Origin of the sequence: Candidatus Phyllobacterium onerii (genome assembly GCF_028331445.1) — a bacterium.
Lineage (GTDB): Bacteria > Pseudomonadota > Alphaproteobacteria > Rhizobiales > Rhizobiaceae > Phyllobacterium > Phyllobacterium onerii.
Window position 1 is genome coordinate 194,002 of the sequence record NZ_JAQMHX010000009.1, and the last position, 15,614, is coordinate 209,615.

The 15,614-nt window shown below is 58.7% G+C and carries 14 protein-coding genes; 6 read left to right on the plus strand and 8 right to left on the minus strand.

Translation table 11 applies throughout. From position 1 onward, the window contains the following. Positions 1–45: 45 nt before the first annotated feature. Both PHA01_RS20680 and PHA01_RS20685 read right to left on the minus strand, forming a co-directional pair. Entirely contained in the window at positions 46–951 is a 906-nt protein-coding gene (locus tag PHA01_RS20680; protein ID WP_271898233.1) for an NAD-dependent epimerase/dehydratase family protein, read from the minus strand. Next, entirely contained in the window at positions 948–1,646 is a 699-nt protein-coding gene (locus PHA01_RS20685) for a hypothetical protein (RefSeq protein ID WP_271898234.1), read from the minus strand. Before PHA01_RS20685 ends, PHA01_RS20680 begins: the two co-directional genes overlap by 4 nt. A gap of 154 nt (positions 1,647–1,800) precedes the next feature. On the opposite strand from PHA01_RS20685, the gene PHA01_RS20690 reads away from it, so the two are divergent. From PHA01_RS20690 to PHA01_RS20700, 3 genes are all read left to right on the plus strand, one after another. After that, complete coding sequence (locus PHA01_RS20690) at positions 1,801–2,541, plus strand: SDR family NAD(P)-dependent oxidoreductase (RefSeq protein WP_271898235.1); 741 nt, start codon at positions 1,801–1,803, stop codon at positions 2,539–2,541. 8 nt (positions 2,542–2,549) lie between these two features. Beyond that, complete coding sequence (locus tag PHA01_RS20695; RefSeq protein ID WP_271898236.1) at positions 2,550–3,368, plus strand: sugar phosphate isomerase/epimerase family protein; 819 nt, start codon at positions 2,550–2,552, stop codon at positions 3,366–3,368. Between the two features lie 111 nt (positions 3,369–3,479). After that, positions 3,480–4,193 (plus strand): GntR family transcriptional regulator, encoded by a 714-nt coding sequence (locus tag PHA01_RS20700; RefSeq protein WP_224513805.1) that lies wholly within the window; start codon positions 3,480–3,482, stop codon positions 4,191–4,193. Positions 4,194–4,207: 14 nt separating this feature from the next. On the opposite strand, the gene PHA01_RS20705 is transcribed toward PHA01_RS20700, so the two are convergent. Together PHA01_RS20705 and PHA01_RS20710 are read right to left on the minus strand one after the other, a co-directional pair. Further along, positions 4,208–5,389: a M24 family metallopeptidase gene (locus tag PHA01_RS20705; protein ID WP_271898237.1), complete on the minus strand. Its 1,182-nt coding sequence runs from the start codon at positions 5,387–5,389 to the stop codon at positions 4,208–4,210. Positions 5,390–5,433: 44 nt separating this feature from the next. Next, positions 5,434–6,279, minus strand: a complete 846-nt coding sequence (locus tag PHA01_RS20710; RefSeq protein ID WP_271898238.1) for a sugar phosphate isomerase/epimerase family protein — start codon at positions 6,277–6,279, stop codon at positions 5,434–5,436. Between the two features lie 278 nt (positions 6,280–6,557). Here PHA01_RS20710 and PHA01_RS20715 point away from each other — a divergent pair, with 278 nt between their 5' ends. Beyond that, positions 6,558–7,274 carry a GntR family transcriptional regulator gene (locus PHA01_RS20715; protein WP_271898239.1) on the plus strand — a complete coding sequence of 239 codons (717 nt, stop codon included), beginning with the start codon at positions 6,558–6,560 and terminating at the stop codon, positions 7,272–7,274. Positions 7,275–7,661: 387 nt separating this feature from the next. Here the strand turns inward: PHA01_RS20715 and PHA01_RS20720 are convergent, their stop codons facing one another. From PHA01_RS20720 to PHA01_RS20730, 3 genes are all read right to left on the minus strand, one after another. After that, positions 7,662–9,107: a homospermidine synthase gene (locus PHA01_RS20720; RefSeq protein ID WP_271898240.1), complete on the minus strand. Its 1,446-nt coding sequence runs from the start codon at positions 9,105–9,107 to the stop codon at positions 7,662–7,664. A 151-nt stretch (positions 9,108–9,258) separates the two neighbouring features. Further along, positions 9,259–10,161: a heme-dependent oxidative N-demethylase family protein gene (locus PHA01_RS20725; protein ID WP_271898241.1), complete on the minus strand. Its 903-nt coding sequence runs from the start codon at positions 10,159–10,161 to the stop codon at positions 9,259–9,261. After that, the gene (locus PHA01_RS20730; RefSeq protein ID WP_271898242.1) at positions 10,161–12,038 is read right to left on the minus strand and encodes a M3 family oligoendopeptidase; all 1,878 of its coding nucleotides are present in this window, start codon (positions 12,036–12,038) and stop codon (positions 10,161–10,163) included. Before PHA01_RS20730 ends, PHA01_RS20725 begins: the two co-directional genes overlap by 1 nt. A 409-nt stretch (positions 12,039–12,447) precedes the next feature. Here PHA01_RS20730 and PHA01_RS20735 point away from each other — a divergent pair, with 409 nt between their 5' ends. Together PHA01_RS20735 and PHA01_RS20740 are read left to right on the plus strand one after the other, a co-directional pair. After that, complete coding sequence (locus PHA01_RS20735) at positions 12,448–14,322, plus strand: peptidoglycan L,D-endopeptidase MepK (protein WP_465248740.1); 1,875 nt, start codon at positions 12,448–12,450, stop codon at positions 14,320–14,322. 267 nt (positions 14,323–14,589) lie between these two features. After that, a complete protein-coding gene (locus PHA01_RS20740; protein WP_271898243.1) occupies positions 14,590–14,679 on the plus strand; it encodes a DUF559 domain-containing protein in 90 nt (29 codons plus the stop codon). A 215-nt stretch (positions 14,680–14,894) separates the two neighbouring features. Here PHA01_RS20740 and PHA01_RS20745 read toward each other — a convergent pair whose 3' ends face one another. Further along, positions 14,895–15,533, minus strand: a complete 639-nt coding sequence (locus PHA01_RS20745; protein WP_271898244.1) for a 2-dehydro-3-deoxy-phosphogluconate aldolase — start codon at positions 15,531–15,533, stop codon at positions 14,895–14,897. Positions 15,534–15,614: the final 81 nt, after the last annotated feature.

A 15,614-nucleotide genomic window follows, 5' to 3' on the forward strand; every position in this document is an offset into this window, starting at 1 on the left:
GACGACGACCGGGATCATACTGCGATATCTTGCTCCGCATGGACATCAGGACCTCGCTGCCATCGACCGGTAATGGGAAACAGTATGCGAAATGCCTTCGCGCAATGGCGTAAAAGGCATTGCTCCAAGCAGCGTGCGATTGTCGGTCGGAGCGATGTTTGACGCCATCGGAACGGCCGCTCCGGCGAAATCGATCCTTGCTTCTGGAACCTCCGCCACGATCGCGGCGATCACATCGGGCACATCTTCTGTAGCGCCGCCCAGTGAAACCGCGTGGGCGCCTTCAAATGGCCGCGTTGCCGCTGCGGCAAAGGCAGCCGCCACGTCTGCAACAAAAACCAGATCCTGCGGACCGGAATAGCCGATCGTATAGGCATTGCCCGCAACTGCTTCGCGGCAGGCGATCGTTGGGCCGGCCGTAAGCCCGACCTCGCGGCCGGGGCCATAAACGACTGTCGGGCGCAGACCGATGCTGGCAATGCCGGCATCATGCCAATAGGCGCGCGCGCTGCCTTCACAGGCGAGCTTGAAAGCTCCATATTGCGTAACTGGATAGGGCGTGGCGCCGTCATCGGGACCGAACACCGCCGCACTGCTCGCATACGCAACACGCCGGATTCCATTGGTCTTAGCTGCTTCGAAGACGTTCAGCGTCCCGATCAGATTGACCTTGGCGCCAAGAACGGGATCGTTCTTGCAAGGCGGGGTCAGCAAGGCCGCCAGGTGAATGATAGACGAACAGTCACGCGCCGCCTCGTTCAGAGCATCTCCATCGGTGATGTCGCCTTGGAACCACTCGACGCGATCAGCCTGTTCGCCGGCGATCTCCCGCAGGATACGGCGATCGGTCGCGCGGTCGAAAATGCGGACCGCATGGCCCTGCGCGGTCAGCGCCTTGAGGATCCAGCCGCCCAGGAAACCCGCACCGCCGGTGACTAATATCCGTGTCATGAGCGAGCCCTCATGTCTTCTGCCGTGAGGGAAAATGCCGTTTCATAGATATTGCTGACAGGGCCGGCTAAAACGCCGCCGGCAAGCGCCAGCCGCTCGACCTCGGGCAAGGCGGATTGCAAACCTGGGCTGGACGAGCCCTCGATCAGGATCACGACATCAAATCCAGTCTCGCGCATGTCCTTGCGCAACTCGGTTTCGCGTGTGCGCACGCTGGAAACCTCGGTGCGGGAAACACCGATGTGAACGCTGGAGACGCCACGCACGGCCAGAATGGCTTCGGCAAGCAACTGCGCCTTTTCCTTCAACTGCTTTTCGCCATCGTCGCCTGCGAGGTCGACGCGGATCGTCGCCATGCTGCCGCCATCGCCATTGCCGGCTGTCGCGATCGTCTCGCAGGCAACGCGCAGGAAATTCTGGAAGCTCGGCGCGATAGTGGCCGTCCACGACGTCGGGTTGTTGAGGCGCTCGAGATAATCGGGCGATCGGAAGGTTTCGAGGCTTTCGCCTGCATAGATCGTACCGAAGGCGTAGCGGGACGCATTGGGCGCGTGCAAACGCTTGCCCGTGGTAAAACCAGGGATGGACAAGCGTTCCGGCATATGTTCGCGCGTATGCCACTCAATGTAGTCGCCAACAGCGCCCTCGGCGATGTCATGCCACATAACGAGAAAGGCAGAGCCCTTCAGTCCCATTCTTTTTCTCCTCCCATTCGCCTGTCCGTTGCTGCTCCCGCTTGACAAGCAGGTCGTTTCCGACCCATGTAGGCTACTAGAATGTTAGTATGTTGCAAATGTCAAGCGCCACTTTTTGCCAAACAGACGTGCAGGGACAAGATTGGGAGACCAAATGACGGAAAAAGAAACACCACGCGTTGCAGTCGTAACGGGAGGAGCAGGCGGTCTCGGATTTCCGATCGCAGCACGTCTGGCAGCCAAGGGCCACAAGGTCGCCCTTTGGGATATCAATCGCGAGAGCGTCGAGGAAGCGGCGGCGAAACTGCCGGGCGCGAAAGGTTATGTCGTCGACGTGACGGACGCAGCGGCCGTCGATGCGGCAATGAAAGATGTCGTGGCCGACATGGGGCCGCTTGGCATTCTCGTCACCGGTGCAGGGCATAACGGCCCAGTCGAAAGCTTCGCGAAATACCCGTTGGACGGCTGGCGGTTTGTCATGTCGCTCAACCTCGACGCGGTTTTTATCTGCTGCCAGGCAGCGGTCCGCGAAATGCTGAAGACCGGCTATGGCCGAATCGTCAACATCGCCTCGATCGCCGGCAAGGAGGGCAATCCCAATGCAGTGGCCTATTCCGCATCCAAGGGAGGCGTCATCGCCCTGACCAAATCGGTGGGCAAGGAGCTCGCGACCACCGAGATCCGGGTGAACTGCGTCACGCCTGCGGCAATCGAAACCGAGATGATGAACCAGCTGACGCCGGAATTCCGGGCCTATGTGACCGCGAAAATTCCTGTCGGCCGGCTGGGCCAGGCCGATGAGGTCGCAGCGCTCGTCTCGTGGCTGGCTTCGGAGGAATGTTCGTTCTCGACGGGGGCAGTCTTTGACGTCTCCGGCGGCCGTGCGACGTATTGAGGCCTGACATGTACAAGCAATATCCACTTTCACTCGCCTTCCTCACTGTACAGGGCTGCCCGCCACTTGAGCACGTGAAGGCAGCCGCCCAGTCCGGCTACGATATGGCTGGGCTGCGGCTCATCGCTCCGCATGGCCTGGAACTCGCCCATCCTATCGTCGGAAACACGCCTCTGATCCGAGAAATCAAAACAACGGCCGCCGATCTCGGGATATCCTTCTACGACGGCGAAGTGTTCACGCTGCTACCGGAGACCGATGTCGAAAGCTGGTTGCCTGTGATCGAGGTAGCAGCTGAATTCGGCATGCCTGTGATGCAGATCACCTGCGAAGACCCTGACCTTTCCCGGGCGAGCGACAACCTTGGCCGGATCGCAGACGCTGCAGCACAGCACGGCATGAAAATGGCCATCGAATTCATGCGCTGGCGCTCCACCGCAACGATCCAGGATGCGGCCCGCCTTGCCGCTGCATCGGGACGCGACAATGTGGGGATTCTCCTCGACGCCCTGCATCTGTCGCGGTCCGGTGGAAGTCCTGCCGATGTCGCTGCTTTGCCAGCGGGCCAGGTTCTTTACCTTCAGCTCTGCGATGCTCCAGCGAGGCAGCCAGCCGATAATGCCGCCTGTATCGCGGAAGCAAGAACTGGGCGAATGTTTCCAGGCGATGGCGGACTGTGGCTGAACGAGCTGATGTCCGTCCTGCCCCGCGACATTACCATCAGCATCGAGACACCCCACAAGGGCGATTCGACGTTAGGTTTCGCCGAGCGGGCCGAAAAGGGCATGGCGGCCACACGCCGTTTTCTTGACGCGCTCGATAGCTGATGGCAACGGAGTTATTGAAGACTATTGCTTTCGTCGCGGCCTGCGTCATAGAGGACTAGCATTCTTCTGCACGATGGATGGGTACCGGCGAACATTGGGAGGACCGTAGGAATGGATCAAAGGCCACGATCCTCGCTGGGCGTTCGGGTGACCGAGAGATTGCGGCGGGCTATCCTCGATGGTGAAATCGAACTGGGCGACGCCTTGTCGGAAGACAAGCTGGCTACCACGCTCGGCGTCAGCAGAAGCCCGGTCAAGGAGGCCTTTGCGACGCTCGAACAGGAAGGATTGCTCGACGTTCGTCCCCAAAGAGGCAGCTTCGTCTTCCTGCCGACACATGAGGACACGGTGAACCTCTGCGAATTCCGCAAGATGATTGAAATCGAGGCGCTGCGTCTTGCAATGCAGAGCCGGCGCGACGAAACCCTGGCGGCCATGCGTACCGCAGCGGACGACATGAACGCCGCCTGTGAAGCCGGCGACAACCTGAACAGCGCGCGCGCCGACGGCCGCTTCCACGACGCTTCGCTCGAGCATTGCGGAAATCCCTACCTCATCAATGCCTACCGGCTGGTATCGAGCAAAGTAGCCGCACTACGCTCACACCGCTCGACGCTCCCAACGCGCAAACAGGCGAGTGGCGAGCATCTTGCCATCGTCGCAATGCTGGAGGCCGGAGATATGGTAAAGGCACTCGAATTGCTCAGCACGCATATTCTGATGATGTCGAAGCGATACGGCATAGGGACAGAGCCTGCGCGAAGCTCGGGAAGCCGGGCCGCCCGCAGCCCGACACTGGACCATATCGGGCCGCTTCTCGACTGAGCGGCCACTACGTTTCATCGACGGCCGCAGCGGTTCCAGCCCCTGCCCGCGTCGCCGAAGGCTTCGCAACCGTCTGCCGTTACCGCAACCGTATCCTCCAGCTTTATGAAGCCGAGCCGCGGATGCTGCCAGGTCGTTTCGATCGACAACACCATTCCCGTCTCAAGCGCCAGACCACGATGCGTCGCTGGATACGGGATCGGCCCGTCATCGAGAAGCCGCGGTGCCTCATGGGAAACCAGCCCCATCCCATGTGCAACGAAACTCATGCGTCCGTCCCGTTTCGCTGACAGGAGCGGCGCGGTTGCCGCGAAGATGTCCTGGCCGATGGCCCCACTGCGTATCGGTCGTCTGGCTGCTTGCTGTACCTCTTCGATGACTGCCAGCGCATCCTCTAGCTCCGGCGAAGGCCGGCCGAGGATGCCCATGCGACAAAGATCGCCAATGTAGCCGCGATAGTTTCCGCCCGAATCGAGCGATATGATATCGCCTTCCTGCAAACGTTGATTCGAGGGGGCACGGTTGAGGCTCGTCCCCGCCGTAATCAGGCAATATTCGAACACCAGATCGCGCTGCACTTCCTCCCGGCGCAGTATCTCGACGACATCGTGCTTGGTCTGGCCGGGTTCTATCCGGGAAAACGTCGCCGTAATGGCGTCGACCACGCGCTCCGATGCCTGCCGGAGATCATCGAGTTCTGCTGGGGTCTTCACCGCCCGCAGCGATTCCAGAGTTTCGACGCAATCCGAAATCGCAGCATGCGGCAAACCCGCGCGAAGGACCTGAAATGCGTCAGCCGGCAGGAAACCCAGTTCCACTCCGATTGTGGATACCGGAATTCCGGACGCTGCTATCCGTTCGAGGCAGTATTGCATCGAATCGACCGATCCCCGTGCGTTCAGGTCGAGGGTGCCCGGCCAGAAACGACCGAGATCACGCTCGTAACCTTCGTTGGGATTGCCGATATAGGCGGCAAGATCGGGACGACCTCTGGGATAGATCAGGATCGGCAGATAGCGACTGAGGCCGGTCGCGTCCATGTAGTCGAACATGAAAAAACGATAGCCGCCGAGCATGTACTGGACATTGTGTTTCGACGACACGAGAAGCACGTCAAGACCCTTCTCCTGCATCAACAGATCAAGCAACGCCGTGTCGAAAGGCGGCATCGCCGCCGCCCGTGAAGCAGTCATCATTCCCTCCATTCTTTTCCGCCTGGGCGACCCGCAATATGGCGGCTTCAACCTGCAGCGCGTGTGGACCGGGTCGTTCGTGCAGCGTCAAATTCGTCCATGTATGCCCGGGAGGTTTCCAGCGTCTGCCTGCTCCACTCCGCCGGCCCCACGGTCGCAAGCCTGGAATGACTCGGCACCTCGACACTGACGATCAAGTTGTCGGGCAGCGCGCCTATGATGCCGGCGACATCGACGCCGCCCTCGCCCGGTAAAAGCCGCTCCTGCCTTGCGGTGAACAGCAGTTCCTCCTTGGTCGTGGGAATTCCGGGCGGCGCATCACAAATCTGGAAATAGCTCATGCGGGCGGGATCGATCGCGCGGATGTCGGCGAGTGTTGTCTTCGACCGTGCCACGTGGATAATGTCGATCAGCATCTCGCCGTTCGGGCGCGCGGCCTCGGAGACGATACGGCTGGTCGTGGCCGCATTGTTCAGCGTCGTCCATGGTGTGAATTCGAGATTGATGGTCAGGCCGAATGGCGCTGCTGCATCACAAAGCAAGCCGTAGGTTTCTGTCATCCGCGCCTCATCCGGATCGTCGCCAGCTACAACGATGGTCCGGGCACCGACCTTTGCCGACGCTTCCAGCATGGGAAGCCAAAGCTCGACCTCCGACACTCCATCAATGCGGGCAATCTCGACATCCAGCACCTTGACGCCTGTATCGTCGATGCGCATCAGCGTTTCGCGAAGCATGGCTGGATCGTTCATCAACGGAAAGGCTTGGCCTCCCGGCAGAGTAGGCATCATGCGGATGCCGGCCAGATCGTATCCTGCCTCGGCAGCGAATTCGATCATCTTCGGCGGGCTGGTCTCGAGCGTCATGTACGAAAGCGAATACAGCCTGTTCATGCATTTAGTCCTTTGATTGATGTCTATGGGGCGTTGCCAGCGGTCGCATACGTGCCCGCACTCCATACCGCCTTCTGCGATAGTGTTGACATACAGTACCTCATTTGACAAGCATCGTGGACAGGTTTGGAGGTAAATCCGATCAAAACGCTGGTGTATCTGGAAAAGGGAAACACAGATTATCGTCCGGCATCGATCGTGGAGAGGTCGATGCCGCTAAACTAGGACTGACGAATTGACGGTCTGGACGCCCGCGGTATTTAGGGTACAACAAAACCATGAGCGAACAGGAACACGCAGGCATCAAGGCCAACAAGAACATCAATCCGATGAAGAAGAGCCCGATCAGCCGGCAGCAGTCGCTTGCTGCCATCGTGGCCGACAAACTCAAGGCGTCGATTCTCAATCGTGAACTGTCTCTCGGTGAGGCCCTTTCGGAGGAAAAGATCGCCGCCGCCATGGATGTCAGCCGGACGCCTGTACGCGAAGCGTTGACGATTCTGCAATTGCAAGGACTGATTGTCATCCTGGCCCGCCGTGGCAGCTTCGTCTTCAAGCCGAATCGCGAGGAGCTTCATTCACTCGTGGAATATCGCCTCCATCTCGAGATGTTGGCGGCTGGCTTGGCCGTTGAGCGGGCGCCCAAGGCGCTGCACAGCGCGATGATGGATGCGATAGCCGCGATGGAGAAAGCCCGCGCTGCCGACGATGCGTTGGCCTATGCCGAGGCCGATACCCGCTTCCACGATGCCATATTCGAACACTGCGGCAACCCCCTGTTCACCGAAGCCTTCGAAATCGCCGCTGGTCGCATCGCGGCACTTCGCGCCCATCTTTCCGAGCAGCTTGGACTACATCGGCAGAAAACCTTCGAAGAACATCAGCAGATGGCGGAGGCGGTCAAACGGCAAGATATCTCGACTTTACGCGAGCTGCTTCAGGTGCATATCCAGGCGATGGAGCCGAATTACGCTAGTGCACTGGCAATCCTTTAGCCGTATGGGCGGACCGACCCGGACGTGTGTCTGGCCAGGAATTGCCTCCACAATATTGCTGATGTTTGCGACGTGCAACTGGTTCGTGCTATCCTTGGCGTTACATAATCTGGGTCGGTATGTTTTGAGGAAAGAGCTGATCTGATGCTTCAATATGCAATCTACTCTTTCGTCATCTGTCTCGCCGTCGGCGGTGGCGCTTGGATATATGCCATATATGACGTTAAAAAGTCTCAACAACGCCGCGTGGAATTTCAGAAGAAAATCGATGAAATGCGAAAAGGTGGCAGGACTCCGGCCCACTAGAGCAAATTGAGGGATGGCCCTTAAGATGAAACGGCAGCCGAAGGGGCTGCCGTTTCCTTGTGTAGCTCATCGCTGCTGCTATTACCGCACCAGGATGTTGCGGAACTGCCAGGGGTCCTCAAGATCCAGGTTTTCCTTGAACAGGCCCGGCCGGTTCTCCAGGGGAGTCCAGTCGGTATAGTGGCCTTTGAGCGGGCCGAGATAGGGTGTCTGGACTTCAAGGCAGCGGCGGAAATCCATCTCGTCGGTTTCGACGATACCGGCATCCGGGTTTTCCAGCGCCCAGACCATGCCCGCCATGACCGCCGACGAGACCTGCAGGCCTGTCGCGTTCTGATAGGGAGCAAGCTTGCGTGCTTCCTCGATCGTCAACTGCGAACCATACCAGTAGGCATTCTTGTCGTGGCCATAGAGCAGCACGCCAAGTTCATCCGCGCCGTCGACGATCTCGGATTCGTCGAGCACATGCTGGATCGCCTGAGGCTGGCCTGCTGCACCGAACATCTCATCGAGCGATAGTGTCGCTACGTTGGCGGGGTGATAGGCGTAGTGGCATGTGAGCCGGTAGGCGGCCTTGCCCTTCTTGTCGAACACCGTGAAGAAATCCGCGATCGAGATTGCCTCATTGTGCGTGACCAGCAGGCCGAACTGTGCACCCTCGGTCGGGCACCATGTGCGGATGCGGGTATCGGCGCCGGGCTGCTCGAGAAAGATCGCGGCCTTGTTGCCCCTCTTCTGCTTGCGGGCATTTTTCGGCATCCACTTTTCGTGGGTGCCCCAGCCGAGTTCGGCCGGCTGCAGGCCTTCTGAAATGAAACCTTCGACAGACCACGTGTTCCAGAAGGCGCCAAAAGGCTTCGGCTCGCCGGCGCGCTGCGTATCGCGCTCGGCAATATGGATGCCCTTGACGCCGACCTTGTCCATCAGGCGCGCCCAGCTCTCGCGATCCGTGCGGGCGGGCTCTTTGTGGTCGACGTTCAGGTCTCTGGCAAGGTCAAGTACAGCCTGCTTGACGAACCAAGAGACCATGCCGGGGTTGGCGCCGCAGCACGAAACCGCAGTCGGACCGCCTGGATGCTTCTTCTTCTCGGCGAGCAGAGTCTGGCGCAGGGCGTAATTGGTGCGGTCGGCATTATCGAGGTCGTTGGCATAATAGAAGCCCGGCCAAGGTTCAATGACCGTATCGATATAGAGCGCGCCGACTTTGCGGCACAGGCGTAGAATATCGACCGAGGAGGTATCGACGGAAAGATTGACGCAGAAGCCTTGTCCGCCGCCTTCGGTGAGAAGCGGCTTGAGCAGCGTCTTGTAATTTTCTTTTGTGACGGCTTCCTGAATGAAGCGGATGCCGCGCTCGTCGAGCAGTTTCTTGTTGGCATCGCTGGGATCGATAACGATCAGGCGGGATTTATCGTATTTGAAGTGGCGTTCGATGAGGGGCAGGGTACCCCGTCCGATGGACCCGAAACCAATCATCACGATCGGACCGGTAATTTCTCCATGTACAGGCCATTGAGCCTTCGCCATTTGTTTGTTGCTCCTAATTTTGATCTCCATCAATGAGGGCGGCGGACTAAAATCCGCTTCAAAGAAACCATAGAGCATAGACATGACAAAGAGCAAACAACCAGTTGCTCTTTTATGGTGAAATTCCGAACTACTGTTAATTAAAACGCGGCTATAGCCGTTTCAGTGCGTCGATAAGCCGGTCGCGGATTGTCATAATACCTTTGTAGTGCAGTTGCGCAGGATTTAGCGCTTCGAGCTGGCGCGCAAAAGCTTCCGCTAAATTACGGCATTCGGGGTGTTTCTTGAGGGCACTTATAGGATCGAGATAAATGCGGATGGTGAAAAGAATATCGCCGGAGAGAGGTAATTTGCGCAGCGTCTGCCGCTCGACGCGAACATAGCTTTGGGCTGCAATATCCTCGTCGGTGTAGCGCGCGCCCTTCTGGTGACTGGCGAGCGGATGATAGAGATTGCCGTCGGGCTGCAGCGACCAATTCATCCGCTGAACCGAGCGATCCGGGCGCAGATTGTCGAACATGCGGGTGATCAGCCCGGCATTGCGGGTGCCTGCGCCAAAATCGGGCACGGGGGCGTGGATATCATCCATCGAGCGGCCGAACTTTTCCAGAAGCGTCCAGGAGGACGGAAACGATAACGACGCGGCGGCGAGATGCCAGCCCCGGGTCTCGTCTTTGCGCATCAACACAAGGTCTTCCTGAACCAGGCTGGCGGCGCGATGCAGGGTGGGGATACCGGTTTCGCCGAGCGATATGGGTTTGTTCCATCCCGCAATTTTGACGTTCCCGCCGTCGCTGGAATAGATATCAGGATAGTGCTCGACGAGATGGGTGCTGAGAAGTTCCAGCACTTCCTTCTGGGCAGCTTCTGTTCCGGGCTCCTCGACAAAAATCCTGTCGCCGTAGAGTGCAAAAAGCCGTTCTTTCTCAGCGAGATAGGCGAGAAGATTGCTGTCGATCTCGATCCAGTCTTTCAGGTCGAGCTGCTGCAACCCTATGGTGAAGGGTTGCGCCGAGCCATCATAGGGCGTGTGCACGGGGGCGGGAGTCGTCATTATGCGGCGTCCATCGCCTCCAGCTCGTCGATGATCCCCTCGATAACGGAAAGGCCCTTTTGCCAGAAGGCGGGGTCCGTCGCATCGAGGCCGAAGGGCGCAAGCAATTCAGAATGATGCTTGGTGCCGCCGGCCTTCAACATGTCGAAATACTTCTCCTGGAATCCCGCTTCGGCATTCTGATAGACCGCATAGAGCGAGTTCACCAGGCAATCGCCAAAGGCATAGGCGTAGACATAGAATGGCGAGTGGACGAAATGCGGGATATAGGTCCAGAAGGTTTCGTAGCCTGGACCGAAATGCACCGCTGGTCCGAGGCTTTCCTTCTGCACATCCAGCCAGATCTCGCCGATACGGTCCGAGGTGAGTTCACCGTTGTTGCGCTCGGCGTGAACCCGGCGCTCGAACTGGTAGAATGCGATCTGCCGTACGACCGTGTTGATCATGTCTTCGGCCTTTTGCGCCAGCATGGCCTTGCGCTCGCGCTTGTCGCGGGTCTTTTCGAGCAGAGATTGGAAGGTGAGCATTTCGCCGAAGACGGAAGCAGTTTCAGCGAGGGTCAATGGCGTCGAGGCCATGAGCGCGCCCTGATCGCCGGCAAGCACCTGATGCACGCCGTGGCCAAGTTCGTGCGCGAGGGTCATCACATCGCGCGGCTTGCCCATGTAGTTCAGAAGCACATAGGGATGCACCGAGGGAACGGTCGGATGGGCGAAGGCGCCGGGCGATTTGCCGGGGCGGGTCGGCGCGTCGATCCAGTTTTTGTCGAAGAACGCCTTGGCGATTTCGGCCATTTCCGGCGCAAAGCCATTATAGGCGGAAAGCACGGTTTCGCGCGCGTCCGTCCATGAAATGATCGCCTGCGGCGTTTCGGGCAGGGGAGCATTGCGGTCCCAGTTGTTCAGGTATTCAAGGCCAAGCCATTTGGCCTTGAGCGCATAATATCGATGCGACAAGCGCGGATAGGCGGCCTGCACGGCTTCGGAAAGTGCGTCGACCACCTCGCGCTCGACGCGGTTGGCCAAGTGGCGGCTATCAGCGATGTCCTCAAAGCCACGCCAGCGATCGGAGATTTCCTTGTCCTTGGCCAGCGTATTGGTGATGAGCGTGAAAACGCGCAGGTTTTCCCTGAAGGTCTTGGCCAGTGCTTCAAAACCGGCTTTACGCTGGGATGCATCGGCATCCTGCAAGAGGTTCAAAGTCGGCTCGAGCGCCAGTTCCTCGCCATTCACTTCAAAGCGCAGCGCCGTCATGGTTTCGTCAAACAGACGGTTCCAGGCGCCACGTCCGGTAATCGACTTTTCGTGGAAAAGCTGCTCGATCTTGTCGTCGAGCTGGTAGGGCTTGTCCTTGCGCAGGTCCACCAGCCATGGGCGATAGTGGGCGATGGTCGGGTTTTCGGCCATGGCTTTTTCAATGATCGCATCATCGATGCGGTTGAGTTCGAGGCTGTAGAAGATCAGATGCGTGCTCGCATCGGTCATCTTCTGCTGGATATCGCCGTAAAGCTTGGCGCGCTTGGGATCGGACGTGTCGCCGGCATAGACCAGCCCGGCGAAGGAGACGATCTTGCCGATCAGTTCCTCGAGCGCTTCGAATTCCCGGATAGATTGAGCAAACTCTCCGCCCTTCGGTTTGGCCGCCTCGGAGGCGAGATTACCCTTCCAGCGCAGCTCGAATTTGGCGGCGAGTTCGTCGGCCTTTTTGAGATCGGCCTTGAGCTCGCTGCTTTCCGTGGATGGATAGAGATCGGCAAGGTTCCATTCAGGCAGCAGGCCGAGCGCAGCCTGATCGGCTTTCACGGCAGCAGTGCTGCCCGATTTGGAGGGAGCCGTGACCACGGTATCAAGCGAGTATTTATTGATTTTTGAACGCATTTTGGCACCAGAATATTGAAGTTTGGAGGGCGAATCAGAGGCCCTCGATAAAGGAGCTAAACCTTAAGAGTCGGTTGGCAATTGATCCAGTTCCGTCTTGCTTGTCCCACTTTGTAGTAACTTTTAGACTTTTGAGGGGTGGATTCATTTGAAAAAAAGCCTTAATCCTGCTGTTAACAACCCGTTGACCATGTCACAAAACACTGGATTCGATATGCGTTTTCGCCATGCTCTCAACGTATTTGTTCTTCAGTAAAGCGACCATTAACCATTAAATCGGACAATCCAGCTATTCGGGGGTTGGAAAAGACGGTCAAGGTTGGGGACGAAATTGTCAAACATGATTCATGCACAGAACAACAGATCGTGGGCGAGTTCTATTGTGCGCGCCGGCTGGTTTGTGTTCCTCATGGTCTTTGTGCCGATGTTGTTCGCATCCGCACAGGCTTCCGCCGAGACGAGGACTCTCAGGCTTTATTTCATCCATACCAAGGAGCGTGCCGAGATCACGTTCAAGAGAAATGGCCGATACCAGCAGGATGGTCTGAACAAACTCAACAAGTTCCTGCGTGACTGGCGCCGCAACGAGCCGACGAAGATGGACCCCCGCCTCTTCGATCTGGTCTGGCAGATTTATCAGAACGTCGGCGGCAGGGACTACATCAATGTGGTATCTGCCTATCGCTCTCCCGCCACGAATTCCATGCTGCGCTCCCGTTCGCGCGGTGTGGCGAAAACAAGCCAGCACATGCTGGGCAAGGCCATGGATTGGTATCTGCCGGGTGTGAAGCTTTCCACACTTCGCGTCACGGCGATGAAATTCCAGGCTGGCGGCGTTGGCTACTATCCGACCTCCGGCTCTCCTTTCGTCCATACGGACGTCGGCAATGTCCGTCACTGGCCACGCATGAGCCGCAGGGAACTGCTGGCCGTATTCCCGGACGGCAAGACCATGCATATTCCTTCCGATGGCAAGCCATTACCCGGCTATGACCAGGCGGTCGCTGCCTACGAATCCCGCAAGCGCAGTGGTGGCAGCGCAATTCAGGTCGCGAGTGCTTCCGGTTCGAGCCGCAGTGGCAAGACACTGTTTGGCATGATCTTTGGCGGCGGCGCTGATGAAGAAGAGGATTCCAGCGAGAGCACAACTGCTGTCGCTAGTGCTTCCAAGCCTTCGAAGACGCTTTCGACCAAGCCAGCCGCGATAGCCGAAGACGCGGATGGAGGAGAGACCGCTGCACCGGCCGCGCCGGCTGTCGCTACACGTGCCCAGCCTCAACCCGAAGAGCAGCAGATCGCTCCGGACCTGCCAGTGCGCGGTGCACCTGCGCCTTTGACCGCGCCGCGACCTGACGCGCCGCTTGCGACATCGCCGGAAGACAACCGGGCCTTGGCCTTTGCGGTTCCCGTACCGCTGCGTCGTCCTGACTATTCGCCGACGCCGGCACCAGAAGAACCTTCAACGCTCAATGCGCTCGCTGAAGATCAATCGACTGTGATCGCCGCCTTGCCGATGCCGCGGCCGGAGCCGCAGGATAGCGCCAGTGCTATTCGTGAGATGATCGCGGCCAATCCTAACAATGCGAGCGCCGATACGGCGCAGCCCGAAATGGCCAATGCGCTCGTTCCGGTACCTTTCGACAAGCCCAAGCGCAATGACATGATGGTTGCATCGCTCGTGCCCGACCAGCGTCCCGCCACCGAAGCAATTCAGGCAACTGCGGCCGCCGAAGAGGTTATTCCAGCGCCGGATGATGATCTGCAGGCGATTATCAAGCAGGCCGACGGCGAACATGGAAATGTTATTTCCGCTTCGCAGCCGACGCCAGAGATGCCGACATTGCCGGGAACAACTGGTGGGCGTGTGAAACCGGCTGCACAGCAGAATACGCAGATGGCGTCGATTGAAACGCAGCCATCGCTACGCCGGACCATGCTCGACGCTCAGGCCTCTGGCGACCCGGTTGCCGCGCTTAATAATGGCGTCATCACGACGGCCAAGGGCGCCAAGCCGCGCAAGCAGGCCGCACAGGGCCAGGCTCCGAAAGCGATCCAGGTCTCCTCGGAGGTTCCGGACCGCGCTCTTTCGACCGAGCAGGTCGCGGAGACAGCGCCTGCAGTGACACCGGCAGTCCTGCGCAATGCAGAAATGCGAACGGCTCCGACGACGGTCTATACCGCCGGGTTCCAGCAGAGCCTGCCGGTCGCCAACGCCAACAAGTTCACCGGCAAGGCGGTTACATTCCTGCAGATCGCCAAGTTCAATCCGACGCACGGATCGTAACGGCGGCAAGAAAAACCCCTCCCTGCTGCTACGCAGCCTCCCTCCCCACAAGGGGGAGGGTAAGACCGTCGCGCCTGTCGTTACGCTAAAGTCCTATATTCCGGCGTTTGAAAATACTGCAGAATTGAGCGCCTTACCCTCCCCCTTGTGGGGAGGGACGGAGCGAAGCGACAGGGAGGGGCCCTTCTGCCACATAGCAACATTCGGGCAAAAACTAGAATTCGCGCCAAGACGCTCCGCCGCGAGCTGACCAAGGCGGAACGGCGAATGTGGGACATACTGCGGTGTTTCCGTGGTCGCGGGGCCCGATTTCGCCGCGAGACACCGATCGGGCCATATATCGCTGATTTTGCCTGACTATCAGCACGCATCATCATTGAGGTGGACGGCGATACGCATGCAACCGCCAGTGGTATCCGGCACGATCAGGACCGTGATACATTTTTGCGCGGTCAGGCTTCCACGTAATTCGCTTCGATAACAGCGATATCATTTTTTCTGAAGAGGCAGTTTACCTCGAAATTGGGGCAGCGCTGCAAACACGCCTCATCCCGGCACTCTCATAACCGGCGTCAGCCCGCGAGCTTCACTGCCTCAGCCGCGAGCTGCGTGATCTCGTCCCACTTTCCGGCCTTTACCAGCTCTTCCGGGGCAACCCATGATCCGCCCACGCAAACGACGTTCGGCAGGTTGAGATAGGTTTTGGCGTTGGCGATGCTGACGCCTCCGGTCGGGCAGAACAGCGTGCCGGCCAGCGGCGACGACAAGGATTTCAGGAAAGCTGCGCCGCCGGCCTGTTCGGCGGGGAAAAACTTCAGCATCGTGTAGCCTTCTTCGCGCAAGGACATGATCTCGCCCGGCGTGATGGCGCCTGGCAGCAGCGGTACCTTGCTGTCGCGCGCGGCTTCGATGAGCTGCGGTGTCGCTCCGGGGCTGACGATGAAACGGGAGCCTGCGTTGACAGCCTCGTCATACTGACGGGCATTGAGAATGGTTCCGGCGCCGACGATGGCCTCCGGCACTTCATTGGCGACGGCACGGATGGCATCGAGAGCTGCAGCAGTGCGCAGCGTGATCTCGATTGCCGGCAAGCCGCCCTTGGCAAGCGCCCGCGCCAACGGAACGGCATCGGCGAGATTCTGGATGAGAATGACCGGAATAACCGGCTGGCCCTTGAGGACGGGTAAGAGCAGATCGGTCTTCTGGGTCATCTCAATTCTCCGCTGACAGGAACTTCAATCGATTTAGTAGTGTGCATCCGGTTTGTCTACCCTGGATTTCGTGGATCGGGC

Coding starts and splice junctions, on each gene's coding strand:
- PHA01_RS20680 (WP_271898233.1), bottom strand. CDS start 951: ATGACACGGATATTAGTCACCGGCGGTGCGGGTTTCCTGGGCGGCTGG.
- PHA01_RS20685 (WP_271898234.1), bottom strand. CDS start 1,646: ATGGGACTGAAGGGCTCTGCCTTTCTCGTTATGTGGCATGACATCGCC.
- PHA01_RS20690 (WP_271898235.1), top strand. CDS start 1,801: ATGACGGAAAAAGAAACACCACGCGTTGCAGTCGTAACGGGAGGAGCA.
- PHA01_RS20695 (WP_271898236.1), top strand. CDS start 2,550: ATGTACAAGCAATATCCACTTTCACTCGCCTTCCTCACTGTACAGGGC.
- PHA01_RS20700 (WP_224513805.1), top strand. CDS start 3,480: ATGGATCAAAGGCCACGATCCTCGCTGGGCGTTCGGGTGACCGAGAGA.
- PHA01_RS20705 (WP_271898237.1), bottom strand. CDS start 5,389: ATGATGACTGCTTCACGGGCGGCGGCGATGCCGCCTTTCGACACGGCG.
- PHA01_RS20710 (WP_271898238.1), bottom strand. CDS start 6,279: ATGAACAGGCTGTATTCGCTTTCGTACATGACGCTCGAGACCAGCCCG.
- PHA01_RS20715 (WP_271898239.1), top strand. CDS start 6,558: ATGAGCGAACAGGAACACGCAGGCATCAAGGCCAACAAGAACATCAAT.
- PHA01_RS20720 (WP_271898240.1), bottom strand. CDS start 9,107: ATGGCGAAGGCTCAATGGCCTGTACATGGAGAAATTACCGGTCCGATC.
- PHA01_RS20725 (WP_271898241.1), bottom strand. CDS start 10,161: ATGACGACTCCCGCCCCCGTGCACACGCCCTATGATGGCTCGGCGCAA.
- PHA01_RS20730 (WP_271898242.1), bottom strand. CDS start 12,038: ATGCGTTCAAAAATCAATAAATACTCGCTTGATACCGTGGTCACGGCT.
- PHA01_RS20735 (WP_465248740.1), top strand. CDS start 12,448: ATGGTCTTTGTGCCGATGTTGTTCGCATCCGCACAGGCTTCCGCCGAG.
- PHA01_RS20740 (WP_271898243.1), top strand. CDS start 14,590: ATGTGGGACATACTGCGGTGTTTCCGTGGTCGCGGGGCCCGATTTCGC.
- PHA01_RS20745 (WP_271898244.1), bottom strand. CDS start 15,533: ATGACCCAGAAGACCGATCTGCTCTTACCCGTCCTCAAGGGCCAGCCG.